The organism is Streptomyces sp. NPDC007856 (assembly GCF_042868225.1).
Taxonomy (GTDB): Bacteria; Actinomycetota; Actinomycetes; order Streptomycetales; family Streptomycetaceae; genus Streptomyces.
The window spans coordinates 338,054-352,445 of record NZ_JBIAEC010000009.1 but is presented as its reverse complement, the minus strand read 5'-3'; the positions used below and the strand labels follow the sequence as shown (position 1 = coordinate 352,445).

12 protein-coding genes and 1 pseudogene are annotated in these 14,392 nt (G+C 67.9%); 3 read left to right on the top strand and 10 right to left on the bottom strand.

Features of this window, described 5'->3' with window-relative positions; genetic code table 11:
• Window positions 1-920: maltotransferase domain-containing protein (locus ACFYOH_RS23240; protein WP_388628441.1), on the bottom strand; the 920-nt coding region annotated here is incomplete at its 3' end.
• 344 nt (window positions 921-1,264) lie between these two features.
• Between ACFYOH_RS23240 and ACFYOH_RS23235 the strand changes: the two genes are divergently transcribed.
• Window positions 1,265-3,883, top strand: a complete 2,619-nt coding sequence (locus ACFYOH_RS23235) for a glycosyltransferase family 1 protein (RefSeq protein WP_388628438.1) — start codon at window positions 1,265-1,267, stop codon at window positions 3,881-3,883.
• A gap of 9 nt (window positions 3,884-3,892) precedes the next feature.
• Here ACFYOH_RS23235 and ACFYOH_RS23230 read toward each other — a convergent pair whose 3' ends face one another.
• Together ACFYOH_RS23230 and ACFYOH_RS23225 are read right to left on the bottom strand one after the other, a co-directional pair.
• On the bottom strand, window positions 3,893-4,069 hold the full coding sequence (locus tag ACFYOH_RS23230; RefSeq protein WP_388628435.1) for a DUF397 domain-containing protein: 177 nt from the start codon (window positions 4,067-4,069) through the stop codon (window positions 3,893-3,895).
• 8 nt (window positions 4,070-4,077) lie between these two features.
• The gene (locus ACFYOH_RS23225) at window positions 4,078-4,911 is read right to left on the bottom strand and encodes a helix-turn-helix domain-containing protein (protein ID WP_388628432.1); all 834 of its coding nucleotides are present in this window, start codon (window positions 4,909-4,911) and stop codon (window positions 4,078-4,080) included.
• 180 nt (window positions 4,912-5,091) lie between these two features.
• On the opposite strand from ACFYOH_RS23225, the gene ACFYOH_RS23220 reads away from it, so the two are divergent.
• Together ACFYOH_RS23220 and ACFYOH_RS23215 are read left to right on the top strand one after the other, a co-directional pair.
• Window positions 5,092-5,517 (top strand): ATP-binding protein, encoded by a 426-nt coding sequence (locus tag ACFYOH_RS23220; RefSeq protein WP_388628429.1) that lies wholly within the window; start codon window positions 5,092-5,094, stop codon window positions 5,515-5,517.
• A gap of 32 nt (window positions 5,518-5,549) precedes the next feature.
• Window positions 5,550-6,458: a hypothetical protein gene (locus ACFYOH_RS23215; RefSeq protein ID WP_388628427.1), complete on the top strand. Its 909-nt coding sequence runs from the start codon at window positions 5,550-5,552 to the stop codon at window positions 6,456-6,458.
• A 199-nt stretch (window positions 6,459-6,657) separates the two neighbouring features.
• Here the strand turns inward: ACFYOH_RS23215 and ACFYOH_RS23210 are convergent, their stop codons facing one another.
• From ACFYOH_RS23210 to ACFYOH_RS23180, 7 genes and pseudogenes are all read right to left on the bottom strand, one after another.
• Entirely contained in the window at window positions 6,658-6,996 is a 339-nt protein-coding gene (locus ACFYOH_RS23210) for a hypothetical protein (protein ID WP_388628424.1), read from the bottom strand.
• A 991-nt stretch (window positions 6,997-7,987) separates the two neighbouring features.
• A pseudogene (locus ACFYOH_RS23205) lies at window positions 7,988-8,873 on the bottom strand (RHS repeat-associated core domain-containing protein); the annotation flags it as partial.
• Window positions 8,846-9,115 carry a hypothetical protein gene (locus ACFYOH_RS23200; RefSeq protein WP_388628421.1) on the bottom strand — a complete coding sequence of 90 codons (270 nt, stop codon included), beginning with the start codon at window positions 9,113-9,115 and terminating at the stop codon, window positions 8,846-8,848. The pseudogene ACFYOH_RS23205 and the gene ACFYOH_RS23200, both read right to left, overlap by 28 nt.
• A complete protein-coding gene (locus ACFYOH_RS23195; RefSeq protein WP_388628418.1) occupies window positions 9,112-9,570 on the bottom strand; it encodes a hypothetical protein in 459 nt (152 codons plus the stop codon). Before ACFYOH_RS23195 ends, ACFYOH_RS23200 begins: the two co-directional genes overlap by 4 nt.
• 235 nt (window positions 9,571-9,805) lie before the next feature.
• Window positions 9,806-10,327: a DUF1990 domain-containing protein gene (locus ACFYOH_RS23190; RefSeq protein ID WP_388628415.1), complete on the bottom strand. Its 522-nt coding sequence runs from the start codon at window positions 10,325-10,327 to the stop codon at window positions 9,806-9,808.
• Between the two features lie 71 nt (window positions 10,328-10,398).
• Window positions 10,399-12,048, bottom strand: a complete 1,650-nt coding sequence (locus ACFYOH_RS23185; protein ID WP_388628412.1) for a M4 family metallopeptidase — start codon at window positions 12,046-12,048, stop codon at window positions 10,399-10,401.
• A gap of 237 nt (window positions 12,049-12,285) precedes the next feature.
• Window positions 12,286-14,331, bottom strand: a complete 2,046-nt coding sequence (locus ACFYOH_RS23180) for a M4 family metallopeptidase (protein ID WP_388628409.1) — start codon at window positions 14,329-14,331, stop codon at window positions 12,286-12,288.
• Window positions 14,332-14,392: the final 61 nt, after the last annotated feature.

Sequence of the window (14,392 nt, the reverse complement as noted above, 5' to 3'; positions counted from 1 at the left end):
GTGCCGTGCGGCTGTTCGGCCGTGCCCTCCGAGCGCGGGAAGAACTCGTACCAGGAGCCGTACAGGGCCCGCTCCCGCTCCACCAGCAGCGGCATGGGATCGGAGGCGGTGACCAGCTCCCGCAGCGGATGACGGGCCAGCAGGTCCTTCACCTCCGGTGCCAGCGCCGCCGCGAGGCGCCAGGCGGCCGGCCGGTTCTCGTTCCGCAGGGCCGACACGACTTCTCGTACGACCGGCCGTTGGTCGGCCGGGACGCCGGCGGCGGCGCGCTCGTACAGCCGCGCGCCCTCCTCCAGGACCAGTTCGGTGTCGATGCCCGCCGGGATCTTGATGCCGGCGTGGTGCTGCCAGGTCGCGACCGGGTCGGCCCAGGCCTCCACCGTGTAGGTCCAGCGGCCCGGTTCACCCGCGGTGACGGTGGCGCCCCAGCGGTCGGTGCCGGGGGCGAGTTCGCGCATCGGCGTCCACGGTCCGGGCCGACCGGCCGGGTCGCGCAGCACCACGTTCGCCGCGACGGCGTCGTGCCCCTCCCGGAAGACGGTGGCGGACACCTCGAACGACTCGCCGGTCACCGCCTTGGCCGGCCTGCGCCCGTGCTGGACCACCGGACGTACGTCGAGGACGGGGATGCGGCCGAGGACGGTGTCCGGGGGACCGGTCGGGGCCTGTGCGGGGACGGGCACGTCGGCGGCGGCCTTTACGGATTTCTTGCCCGTTGTTTTCCTGGCCGGTTGCCTGGCCGGTTGCCTGGCCGGTTGCCTGGCCGACTTCTTGGCCGGTTTCTTGGCCGGTTTCGCGGCCGGTTGCCCGGCCGGGTTCTGCTCGGCGTGCTCGTGCTCGGCCTGCGCGGCCTGCTCCGGTGCTGCTGCCGGGGCCTTGCTGCTTGTCGGGGGTGCTGACGAATGGTGCGTGGCGGGCATGACCGCTCCTGTCCGCGTCAACGTGGGTGTGGGCGGATGGATGTGGTGAGGTGGGTCCTGCGGAGGTGCTGTGGGACGCCTGTGGATTCGTACCGGAGGAGCCTTCCCACCCTGTTCGGGTGGGCAATCCGGAACTTTGTTAACTACTCCCGCGTATGTCCACCCACAAGACCGGCCCCTTTCACCGGGTCTCCTTTCCGTGTGCCCGCGGGCCGTCTTCCCACGCCCCGACACCCCCGCCGGACGCGTCCCCACCGACCCCCGGGTAACCCACTACCGTCGAGGGTGACGACGAGACGTACAGCGCCGTGCGTCTCACTCCGCAACGCGTCCGAGGTGGAAGTGTGAAGGCGATCCGTCGGTTCACCGTCCGTCCCGTTCTCCCCGAACCTCTGCGGCCGCTGAGCGACCTGGCGCGCAATCTGCGCTGGTCCTGGCATGCGGAAACGCGCGATCTGTTCCAGTCCGTGGACCCCGAGGCGTGGGCCGCAGCCGGGGGTGACCCGGTGCGGATACTGGGCCGGGTACGGCCGGCGCGGCTGACCGAGCTGGCCGGGGACCGGCGTTTCCTGCGCCGCCTCACCGCGGTCGCCGACGACCTCGACGACTATCTGACCGGCGGCCGCTGGTACCAGACCCAGGCGGACGGCATGCCCGCGGCCATCGCCTACTTCTCCCCGGAGTTCGGCATCACGGCCGCGCTGCCCCAGTACTCCGGCGGCCTCGGCATCCTGGCAGGTGACCATCTGAAGGCGGCCAGCGATCTCGGCGTACCCCTGATCGGTGTCGGGTTGCTGTACCGGCACGGGTACTTCCGGCAGACCCTGTCCCGCGACGGCTGGCAGCAGGAGCACTACCCGGTGCTCGACCCCAACGAGCTGCCCCTCACCCAGGTGAAGGAGGCCGACGGCGCCCCGGCCCAGGTCTCGCTCGCGCTGCCCGGCGGCAAGGCGCTGCGCGCCCGGATCTGGCTGGCCCAGGTGGGCAGGGTGCCGCTGCTGCTCCTGGACTCGGACGTGGAGGAGAACGACCTCGGCGAACGCGGGGTGACCGACCGGCTCTACGGCGGCGGCAGCGAGCACCGGCTGCTGCAGGAGATGCTGCTCGGGATAGGGGGTGTGCGGGCGGTGCGGACGTACTGCCGGCTCACCGGGCACCCGGAGCCGGAGGTGTTTCACACCAATGAAGGGCACGCGGGGTTCCTGGGCCTGGAGCGGATCGCCGAACTGTCCGCGGCCGGCCTGGACTTCGACTCCGCCCTGGAGGCGGTGCGCGGCGGCACGGTCTTCACCACCCACACTCCCGTCCCGGCCGGCATCGACCGCTTCGACCGGGAGCTGGTCGCCCGGCACTTCGGGGCGGACGCCGAGCTTCCCGGCATCGACGTGCAGCGGATTCTGACCCTGGGGATGGAGACGTACCCCGGCGGCGAGCCGAACCTGTTCAACATGGCCGTGATGGGGCTCAGGCTGGCCCAGCGGGCCAACGGGGTGTCGCTGCTGCACGGTCAGGTGAGCCGGGAGATGTTCGCGGGACTGTGGCCGGGATTCGACCCCGAGGAGGTGCCGATCACCTCCGTGACCAACGGGGTGCACGCGCCGACCTGGGTCGCCCCCGAGGTGCTGAGGCTCGGGTCCCGGCAGGTCGGCTCCGAGCGGGCCGAGGACGCGCTGACCGTCGGCGGCTCCGAGCGCTGGGACTCGGTGGCGGAGATCGAGGATCAGGAGATCTGGGAGCTGCGCCGCACCCTGCGCGAACGGCTGGTGCTGGAGGTGCGGGAGCGGCTGCGGGCGTCCTGGCGGCAACGAGGCGCGGGCGATGCCGAGCTGGGCTGGATCGATGGCGTGCTGGACCCGGACGTCCTGACGATCGGCTTCGCGCGCAGGGTCCCGTCGTACAAACGCCTGACGCTGATGCTGCGGGACCGGGACCGCCTGATGGAGCTGTTGCTGCATCCCGACCGCCCGATCCAGATCGTCGTGGCGGGCAAGGCGCACCCGGCGGACGACAGCGGCAAGCGCCTGGTGCAGGAGTTGGTCCGCTTCGCGGACGACCCGCGGGTCCGCCACCGGATCGTGTTCCTCCCCGACTACGGCATGGCGATGGCGCAGAAGCTCTACCCCGGCTGCGACATCTGGCTGAACAACCCCCTGCGCCCCCTGGAGGCGTGCGGTACGAGCGGGATGAAGGCGGCGCTGAACGGCTGCCTGAACCTCTCCGTCCTGGACGGCTGGTGGGACGAATGGTTCCAGCCGGACTTCGGCTGGGCCATCCCGACGGCGGACGGCGCGGGCACGGACCCGGACCGCCGCGACGACATCGAGGCGGCGGCGCTCTACGACCTGCTGGAGCAGCGGGTGACTCCGCGCTTCTACGAGCAGGGCCGGGCCGGCCTCCCCGACCGCTGGATCCAGATGGTCCGCCAGACCCTCACTCTGCTCGGCCCCAAGGTGCTGGCCGGCCGCATGGTCCGCGAGTACGTCGACCGCCTCTACGTTCCCGCCGCGCAGGCCCACCGCGCACTGACCCCGGACACGGCGGGTGAGCTGGCCGCCTGGAAGGCCCGCATCCGGGCGGCCTGGCCCGGGGTGAGCGTGGACCACGTGGAGACGACGGCCCCGACCGCCACCGCGGAACTGGGCTCGACGGTGGGCCTGCGGGTCCGGGTGGCCCTCGGCTCACTGACTCCGGACGACGTCGAAGTCCAGGCGGTGTCGGGCCGGGTGGACACGGAGGACCACATCACGGACGCGACGGTGGTCCCCCTGAAGCCGGTCGGCGCGCCGGATCTGGAGGGCCGCCTGCTGTACGAGGGCCCGCTGGCCCTGGACCGCACGGGTCCGTACGGCTACACGGTCCGCATCCTCCCGAGCCACCGTCTGCTGGCCTCCGCCGCCGAGCTGGGACTGGTGGCGGTGCCTTCGGAGGAGGGGGTGGAGGGGGCGGGGGTGTTGCTGCGGTAGGCCGCGGGCTCAGCCCTTCTTCAGGGCTTGGATGAAGAGGGCGAAGGATCCGGCCGGGAGGGAGAGGGTGCCGACGGCCGGGTCCTTGGAGTCGCGGATGGTTATGTGGGTGCGGGAGTTGGCAATCTCCACGCACTCGTTGCCGTCGCCCTCGCCCGAGTAGGAAGACTTCCGCCAGGTGTCCATGGGATGCCTCACAGCTCCTTTGCCAGTCGGTGGATGAAGTCACGGGACTCGACCGGTCCGAGTGATACGGCCTCCACCATACGGAAGCGCGTTCGATAGATGTTGAGCTGAGCCTCGGCATCGATGAAGACTGCGCCATGCGGCGCGTCCCGCACCACCGTGTCCAGCTGGGGCAGGGAGCTGCCGGCGTACGTCATCCCGCTTGACGCGGCAAAACCGTCCAGGTCGAACGGGATGACGCGCAAGGTGACGTGGTCGGCTTCGGAGAGCTCAAGAAGCCGGGTGAGCTGGGCCTTTGAGGTGGAGCGGTCGCCGACCCTGATGCGAAGCGCCGCCTCATGGACCAGAGCCTCGTACGGGATGGTGATCCTCTGGCGCTCCTTCCGGTGCCGAATGCGCAACTCAATTTCGTCTTCTGTGAGTTCGGGCAACCTCGACGAGAAAACGGCACGGGCATAGTCCTCCGTCTGCAGCAGGCCCGGCACGTACAGGATTGCCACGTGGCGCAGGAACCGGGCGTGGTGCTCCAGCTCGGACAGGTTCAGGAATGACGTGGGCAGCAGGCCCCGGTACTCCTCCCACCAACCCCGCGTTCTGTCCGTGGCCATCTCGACCAGCGCGTCGATGAACTGCGCATCCGTACAGGCGTAGTGGGAGGCCAGTCGACGCAGTCGCTCCTCGCTCACTCCTTTGAGTCCCGATTCGATGTGGCTGATCTGGACCCTGTTCGCCCCGAGCAGCGCCGCTGACTGGATGGCCGTGAGCCCGGCCGCCTCGCGGAGCCTGCGCAGTTCGACCCCCAGGCGCACCTGCCGCGCTGTTGGTTCCGGCCTCTGAACCATGAGTTGATCCTTCTCTTTCGGTGGCAGATCACGTGATCAGCTTGCTGCGGGTTACACGTTACCTCTACGGTCGGTGACGCGACGCGCACACTGCGGAAGCGCACCGCTCCGTCGTGCCATGACGGCTGCGGCAGGCCACCGCGCGCGAAATCCCCATTCACCGATCGGAGTTGATGACGCATGCCCGAAAATGAGCTCATCGAGACCTGGGACTACACGCTGTACGTCCCGAACGACCTGAGAGCCGTGACCGTCTGCCGCCGTACCCTGCGCCTGATCCTGACCGTGCACGGTCTGATCGGCCTGGTGGACACGGCGGAGCTGCTGGCGGCGGAGCTGGTGTCGAACGCCGTGCGGCACACGAAGGGGCCGGCGGCGTTGAGGGTCCGGCGTACGGCAGAGGGGATGGTGTGGATCGGGGCGTGGGACACCGATCCGGCGCCGCCGGATCCTCCGCGCCCGCTGGAGCAGGTCGCGGAGTTGGAGCTGGAGGACGGGCGGGGGCTGGGGTTGGTGCAGGCGTGCGCGCAGTACTGGGGGTGGCAGCCGACGTCCCGGTTCGGGGATCGGGGGAAGTACGTGTGGTGCGAACTCGCGGCGGCGTAGCTCGTTGATCACGGCGATGGAAAGGAGAGCTGATGGTCGGCTCGTCGCATGAGGCGTTGCACCGGATCTTCCAGAAGGATCCGACGCTGCTGACGAAGGCCTTACAGAGGGTGCAGCGCGTGCCGTTTCCCGAGCCTCGGGAGATCGCGGCACTGAACGTGGACCTCACCGAGATCGAACCGGTCGAGCCGCGGGTGGACACGCTGCTGCGGGCGGAGACGGACGAAGGCACGTATCTGCTGGTGGTGGAGTCGCAGGGGAAGGTGGACGACCGCAAGCGGGGCAGCTGGCCGTACTACCTGTCCTACCTGTACGAGAAGTACCGCTGTGAGCCGGTGCTGATCGTCATCACACAGAGCAGCAGGACCGCCCAGTGGGCCTCGCGTCCGATCCGGCTCGGGTTCAGGGAGTGGCATTCGCTGACGGTGCGTCCGCTGGTGCTGGGGCCGGACAACGTGCCGGTGATCGCGGACGAGCGGCAGGCGGAGAAGGACGTCCCCCTTGCGGTGCTCTCGGCCATGACACACGGGCGCGGCCCGCAGGCACCGGCCATACTGGAATCCCTGGCAGCCGCCCTGCGGACCATCGACCCGGACAGTGCCGCGGTCTTCGTGCAGTTCGTCGACTCCTGCCTGGCCGACCCCCCGGCGAAGCAGATGTGGAGGGATCTGATGACGGCGATCCAGTACTTCTGGCGACACCCGCTGGCCGAGCAGGTACGCGAGGAAGGCAGGGAACAAGGCCTGGAGCAAGGCCGGGAAGAGGGTCGTGTCGAGGATCGCCGGGAGATGATCCTGCGCATCCTGGAATGGCGCGAGCTTCCCGTGCCCGACGCCGTCCGCGAGCGAGTCGAGGCCTGCACGGACCTCGATCAACTGGAGGTCTGGGCCCAGCGAGCCGTCCACGCCACGGACGCGGCGGAGTTGTTCGCCGAGGAGTGAACAAGTAGCCGTTGGGCCGCTCGCTTCTCGGTGAGTGTCGTGCTTCCGCGAGGTGCGTCAAGGGCGCTGCGCGTCGGCTCCGCCGATAGCCCTCCGGGCCACCCTTGACCGCCTCTCCGGTCTTTGAGGAATGGCTCGCGGGCGATGAGATTCCCGGTTGCAATACCTCCATTCCTTGCTCACGAAGGTATTCCGCTCGCTATCGCGTTCCCGGAGGAAGTCGGTCTGGACGCGCAGGAGCGCTGATTTGGTGGGAGATGAGGATGACTCTTCTCTTCAGTTCATCGATGCCTTTACCTGACAGGTGAACCTTGGCGTTGTGTGGTGGTTCCAGGAAGTCCGCAGGTTTCTCGTAGCGGAGAATCCAGTCAAGTCTCATATAGCCCTCGTGCACATTTGCGTCGACAACGGCACTGGATGAAAATTGCTGACCGGTGCGCGCGATGCCGCCCACGCATCGAACGACGCATACAGCGGTCGTTGTCGTCCTCTCCTCGACGGAGTAGATCTGCAGCCTTGCGGTGTCAATGTTGTGCATGCCGGTAAGCCTCTGCCACAAAGTGTCTTAGGCCCATGAGCCCGGCATCTCCTTGACTTTGTACTGGGTGAGTCCTCATTTTCTCAACTCGCGCCAAGCGGAAGCCCTGTATCGAGCTAGCAGACGCTCATCGGGTCATCCCAGCACGACCTCGCCTCGCTCGACACACCGGGATTAGCTTTCCGGGATTGGGATCTGCTGGAGATGTGCAACGATTTGCTTGAAATCAGAGAGGGCCTTGAGGCAAAATTCCTGATCGTGGGCGTTGATAGAGTGTACGGCGTCTGCGAAAGCTGGACTCGCGAGTCCATGGGCTTCGCGCAAAATGCGACTCGGTAGTAGGATCCAATTTTTTCTGCTGCTGTCTAGTTCCCACTCGACTTGAGTGGGAACTTCTCTCACGGCGTTTGCGATGTATTGTGCGATGTCTTTCTGGGGCGACGTATAACGCCATCCCACGTATGGTACTTGATGGTAGCCGTATGCGTCGTTGTATTCAGTGGGAAGCTTGAACCAGGCGAGTTCCCCAAACCTGCCGAGGGCCTGCATGGCTGCAGCGCTCCTAGTAGCCATTAAATTTCCTATCTATGCTACCAAAGAGGGCCGGAATAACCGCCATTACCGACGACGAGTTTCTTTCCCGGGTTGGACAGTCGGATGGCTCGTTCGTAGTCTCCGTACGTTATCGGATTCTGACTCATTGCCGGATCGTATACGTACCTGCCGTCGGTGTAGACGTCATGGTAGCGGTAAGTGGTCAGTTCCTGGCCCATTTTCTCGGGAATCACGATTTCTGAGCCATTGTGTATTGTGAAGTTAATGATCTTACCTCCGCCTCCTGTCTCGCGGCGAATGTATTCGGCGATTTCGGAACAGTCTATGTTTCCGCCGATCGGTGCGGACCTCATGGCGTTTGTTGCTGCGTCGCTGGGAGGATAGTTCGGGTTCGCGTTCCTGAGGTCAAACCTTCCTCGTGGCTCTTCCTCAGCGGGATACTCCGGTGCGAGGCCGAGTGAATCGGATTGCACCCGAGGGTTAGAGACGTAAGTGGCAGGGTTGGGCGCGGGTGCAAGACCCAGAGGGTCGGGGGAGACGTAGCGAGCCGTCTCGGGATCGTAGTGGCGGAAGTAGTTGTAGTGGAGGCCGGTTTCAGGGTCGTAGTACTGGCCTGGAAAGCGCAGAGGCGTGTAGGCCGTGCTGTTGGTCGCCCAAGCCGTTGTTCCCCAAAGGGTGCTTCTGGTGCGCCAGGCTAGCTGGCCCTGTTCGTCTATGAGCTCATTCGGGGTCCCTACCAGGTCGGTGACTATGGCGAAGAAGCGGGAATCGATTTCCGACTGCGGATCTTCCGCCGCGGTGATGCGTTCCGTTTGTGCGAGGGGGCGCAGGCCTTGGTGGTCCCAGGTGAGGGAGACCGGGTTGGGGAGGTTGGGAGAGGTGGTGGTCTGTTCGCAGAGGGTTGTGCCGTCCCAGGTGAAGTCCACCCGCTCCAGCACCGTTTCCCCGTCCTCGGCCAGGCGGAGCTTTGCCGTGCGGCGGCCCAGGGGATCGTAGGTGTAGCGCCAGCGGGTGCCGTCCGGGGTGACCACCGACGTCAGGTGGTCCTCCGCGTCCCACTCGTAGCGCCAGGTATCCGGCTTGCGGGACAGGCGGATTTTCTGGCGGAGGGTGATGCGGCCCAGGGCGTCGTGTTCGTAGCGGACGTTGCCAGCTCGGGTGATGCGGGTGCCTGCGTAGGTGCGGGGGCCCGTTGCCTCTCCGCCCGGGTGGGCCGTCGGCCAGGTTGCCTGGGTCTGGTTGCCTGCCTCGTCGTAGGCGTAGCGTTCCGTCCAGTTCGCCGCGTGGACCGCTGTCACCCGGCCCGTGGCGTCCAGGTCGAAGCTGCCACCAGGCCGCGTACGCCCCACTTCCAGCGCTCGCAGAACGACGTGAACTTCGACGTCAGGTCCTCATGGCCCAGCTCCATCCCGGAGAGTTCCAGGATCGAGAAACCCCGGCCCGCTCCCGCCGTGCCGACGAGGCCCAGCTCCTTCAACTCGTCCAGCGTCTGGGTGATGCCCTGCGCGATCAGGTTCAGGCCTGCGGCCTTGATGTCCTTGCCGCCGCCCTTGTCCCCGCTCATCGCGGTGTCCCCCCGTTCGTCTCCTCCACGGCCCGGTCAACGGCCGCCGCCTCCGGCACGATCCCCACGACCGGCGGGAACAGCACCCCTTCGCCTTCGCTGCCCACATCCAGGGCCACCCCGCACGGCACACCCACCGCCGGCACAGCGGCATCCAGCAGCCGTGCCCCGAGCCATCGTTGGTAAGCCCACTCCCGCTGCACCTCACCACGCACGACCGCGAAACGGGCCAGGGCATGCTCGTTGGGAAAGGCATAGATCCAGCGCACGCCGCCCAAGTCGCCCGTCAGGGGCGCGTCGTCCTCGTCCACCGGTACGAGCACGGCGGTACGACGGAACTCGCCCAACAGCGCCGCGAACTCCCGGCGCCTGCGCTCAACCCCGGCTGTAGAGCGGGCATCAGGCGAGCTGACGCCTGGCGAGGACACGGACTCCCCTTCTTCTGATCCAGCCATGTCCGCGTAGTCGTACAGCCGTGACCTGGGTATTCGAGTGGTCGAGGGCGTCGCCCCCGTGTTCGAACATGCCTCGGATCATCACATCAGCCCGTTGCGCATCGCAAAGCGAAACGGGCAACCGGCGCACAGGTAGGCTGAATTCAGATCCCAGTGCTGGAGTTCCAGGCCACGCGGGCCACCAGCAGGCTCCCCGAGACAACGGTCAACAGGGGGACGAGGAGGGCCCTTCGGGTCATGCCTCGGACAACCCTTCGCACAGCCTGCGCAGCACCGCCCCGCAGCGGCGGGCGTACGCCTGCTGCAGGCCGCGGGTCGCCGGGCCGGCCGCCCTCGCGTACCACTTGGCCGGTTTGCTGAAGGCGGCCACCGTCAGCCAGACCGTGCCGTCTCCCGTGCGGTCGACCACGAAGGCCTCCTCGCCGCATTCGGGGTGGCCCTCCAAGGTGCCGTAGGCCCAGCCGGCCCGGCGGGGTTCCTCGGTCGTCCAGATGATGCGGCAGGGGGCCTTGATGAGCCCGGCCAGGGTGACCGTGACGGCTACGTCGGGGGCCGCGCGGTCGGCGGTGGCGTCGATGCCCGCGCCCAGGGCGCGGTGCATCTCCCAGGTCAGGACCGCCTCGGCGGCCCGGTGGAAGAGCTTCTGGCCCTCGCCGAGGCGGGTGCGGACGTGCAGAAGGTGGAAGCCGGGCGGACAGTAGGTGAGATCGTCGCGAGTCGCGCCGACCGGCTCGTACGTGAAGGGCGCCGAGGACATGGGTCACAAGGGTAGGGCGGCGCCCGGAGGGCCCTTCCCCCGGGTGCCGCCCGTCCTCGACTGCGTGCGCGTCAGTTGACGTTGACCGCCGACCAGGCCGCGGCCACCGCCTTGTACTCGGTGCTGCCGGAGCCGTAGAGGGCCGATGCGGCGCTCAGCGTGCCGCTGCGGGCCGCCTTGTAGTCCGTCGTCGACGTGAAGTACGTCGTCAGCGCCTTGTACCAGATCTGCAGCGCCTTGGCGCGGCCGATGCCGGTGACCGTGGAGCCGTTGGACGTCGGGGAGTTGTACGTCACTCCGTTGATCGTCTTCGAACCGCTGCCCTCCGAGAGGAGGTAGAAGAAGTGGTTCGCGACGCCGGACGAGTAGTGGACGTCCAGGTTGCCGACCGACGAGGACCAGTAGTCGGCGCTGCCGCCGTCCTTGCTGGGCTTGTCCATGTAGCGCAGCGGGGTGCCGTCGCCGTTGATGTTGATCTTCTCGCCGATGAGGTAGTCACCGGGGTCGGAGCTGTTGTTGGCGTAGAACTCCACGCCCGTGCCCATGATGTCGCTGGTGGCCTCGTTCAGGCCGCCGGACTCACCGCTGTAGTCCAGGCCCGCCGTGTTCGCGGTGACGCCGTGGCTCATCTCGTGGCCGGCCACGTCGAGCGAGGTCAGCGGGTGGGTGTTGCTGTCACCGTCGCCGTAGGTCATGCAGAAGCAGCTGTCGTCCCAGAAGGCGTTGACGTAGTTGCTGCCGTAGTGGACGCGGCTGTAGGCGCCGACGCCGTCGTTCTTGATGCCGCTGCGGCCGAAGGTGCTCTTGTAGAAGTCCCAGGTCTCCTGCGCGCCGTAGGCGGCGTCCGCGGCGGCCGTCTGGTCGCTGGAGGAACTGGAGGCCGTGCCGGTGCCGAACACGTTCGTCGAGTTGGCGACCAGGGTGCCCTTGCCCGAGGTCTTGCGGGCCAGGTTGTAGGTCTTGTGACCGCCGCGGGAGGCGTCGGTCAGGTTGTACGACGAGCCCGACTGGGTCGTGGTGAGGCTGACCGTGCCGGAGTACAGCGTCTTGCCGGTGCCGGTCGCGTTCTCGATGCCCTGGTACTCGAAGAGCTTCTTGCCGGTGGCGGCGTCGGTGATGACGTGCAGCTGGTTCGGGGTGCCGTCGTCCTGGAGGCCGCCGACGACCGTCTCGTAGGCGAGGACGGGCTTGCCGGAGCCGGCCCAGATCACCTTGCGGGCGCCGTCCGCGGAGGACTTGGCGGAGCCGAGGGTCCTGGCGGCGGACACCGCCTGCTGCTCGGCCTTGGCGGCGGTGATCTGCGGCTTGAGCGAGGCCACCTTGATGGCCGCCTTGGTCGCCTTGGTGACGCCCTCGGTTCTGCCGGACTTGGCGGTGTGGACGACCAGGTCGCCGCCGAGTACCGGCAGGCCCGCGTAGGTGCGCTCGTAGCGGGTGTGGACGGTGCCGTCGGCGTCCTTGACGACGTCCTTGACGATCAGCTTCTCCTTGGCGCCGAGGCCTATCTGCTGCGCGGTCTGGGCCGCGTCGGCCTGCGCCTTCTGTATCAGGGAGATACGGGCCGAGTCCGACAGGGCGGCGGGTGCGGCGGCGAGGGTCGCGCTGCCCTTGCCGGCGGCGGTCGCGGTGGTGGTCAGACCGGTGGAGAGCAGGGCTCCGGCGGCGACGGCGGTGGCGACGGCCAGAGTGGCGCGCTTGTGACGCGTGTAGCGGGGGGTCACGCAAGCTCCTTCTCGTGGGGAGTCCGGTCAGCGTGGGGTTACTGGCCGGTGAGGTGGGGTGAAGCTCTGCGGCGGGTGAAGAGAGGGTGACATCAGGGGCGCGTACATGTCAGGTCCCTGAAGTGATGTTGGCCGGAAAGCAGCTGTCCGGGAAACGTTTCAGGTGCGTTAACCGGCGCCGTCCGAGGGTGCTGGACCCTCGAACGACGCCCGGTTCCCGGGCATTTGGCGACCCATTTACGGGAACGTCAGCTTCCAGCCGTTGATCGTTCCGGTGTCGTAGGTGGCCTGATCCTGAACCCGCAGCTTCCAGGTTCCGTTGGCCGGTTCGGCGGAGGCGTTGACCGTGTAGGTCTGCTTCACGTTGTCCGCCGAGTCCGAGGAGCTGAAGTCCTTCAGGCGGTAGGCGGTGCCCGACGGGCCGACGAGGTCGATCACCAGGTCACCCCGCCAGGTGTGCGTGATGTCGACGGACACCTGGAGGTTGCTCGGCGCGTTCCCGCTCCTGCCGGAGACCGTGATATCCGAGGTGACGGCCGGCCCGTTGTCCGGGATGGCGACGGAGACGTTGCTCTCGTACGTCGTACCGCCGCCACCGCCTCCGCCGCCCCCGTCGGAGCGGGAACCGACGGCCACGGCCGCCCAGGCGTCCTGCACCGCCTTGTACTCGCTGCTGGACGCGCCGTACAGCTCACCGGCCGCCGCGAGGGTGCCGATGCGGGCGCCCGCGTAGTCGGTGGTGGAGGTGAACTTGGTGGTCAGCGCCCGGTACCAGATCTGCAGCGCCTTGTCCCGGCCGATGCCGGTGACCGGAAGCCCGTCCGCCGTCGGCGAGTCGTAGCTGACGCCGTTGATCACCTTGGCGCCGCTGCCCTCGGACAGGAGGTAGAAGAAGTGGTTCGCGACGCCGGACGAGTAGTGGACGTCCAGGTTGCCGACCGACGAGGACCAGTAGTCGGCGCTGCCGCCGTCCTTGCTGGGCTTGTCCATGTAGCGCAGCGGGGTGCCGTCGCCGTTGATGTTGATCTTCTCGCCGATGAGGTAGTCACCGGGGTCGGAGCTGTTGTTGGCGTAGAACTCCACGCCCGTGCCCATGATGTCGCTGGTGGCCTCGTTCAGGCCGCCGGACTCACCGCTGTAGTCCAGGCCCGCGGTGTTGGAGGTGACGCCGTGGCTCATCTCGTGACCGGCGACGTCGAGCGAGGTCAGCGGGTCGGCGTCGTTCGAGCCGTCGCCGTAGGTCATGCAGAAGCAGCCGTCGTCCCAGAAGGCGTTGACGTACGAGTTGCCGTAGTGGACGCGGGAGTAGGCGCCGACGCCGTCGTTCTTGATGCCGCTGCGGCCGAAGGTGTTCTTGTAGAAGTCCCAGGTCTCCTGGGCGCCGTAGTGGGCGTCCGCGCCCGCGGTGGCCGCGTTGGAGGTGGTGCCGTTGCCCCAGGTGTCGTTGCTCTGCGAGAACAGGGTGCCGGTGCCCGAGGTGCCGTGGTTCAGGTTGTAGGTCTTGTGTCCGCCACGCGCCCCGTCGGTCAGCGTGTACGTCGAGCCCGACTGGGTCGTCGTCAGCTGCACCTGTCCGCTGTACTGGGTGTTGCCGACGCCGGTCTCGATGCCCTGGTACTCGTAGAGCTTCTTGCCGGTGGCGGCGTCGGTGATGACGTGCAGCCGGTTCGGGGTGCCGTCGTCCTGGAGGCCGCCGACGACCGTCTCGTAGGCGAGGACGGGCTTGCCGGCCGCCGCCCAGATCACCTTGCGGACGCTGTCCGCGGCGGACTTCGTCCCGCCCCGGGCCTTGGCCCGCTGTACGGCCTGCTTCTCCGCCGCGGCCTGCGACACGGCCGGGGTGAGGCCGGCGACCTTCAGGGTGGCGCCGGTGGCCTTGATGACGTCCATGGTCTTGCCGGTCTTGTTGCTGTCCACGACCAGGTCACCGCCGAGCACCGGAAGGCCCGCGTAGGTGCGCTCGTAGCGGGTGTGCAGGGTGCCGTCCGCGTCCTTCACGACGTCCTTGACGACCAGCTTCTCCTTGGCGTCGAGGCCGAGGGACCGGGCGGTGGCGGCCGTCGTGGCGTCGGCGTGGCGTATCAGCTCGGCGCGCTGCGAGGGCGTGAGCTTCACCGCGACATGGGCCGGATTCACCTTGCCGGGCCGTGGCTTGGCCGGTGCGGCACTGGCCGCGCCGGTCTGGACGGCGGCGGCGATCAGTGCGGCGACGCCCGCGAGGGCGACGGTGGCGGTACGACGCGGGGTGTGGGGGATGCGTCTGCGAGAGGAACTGCTTCTCAACACTGACTCCTTCTGCGTGGCCGCGGGTCGCGCGGCCAGGGGAGACCGGACGGTGGGTTGG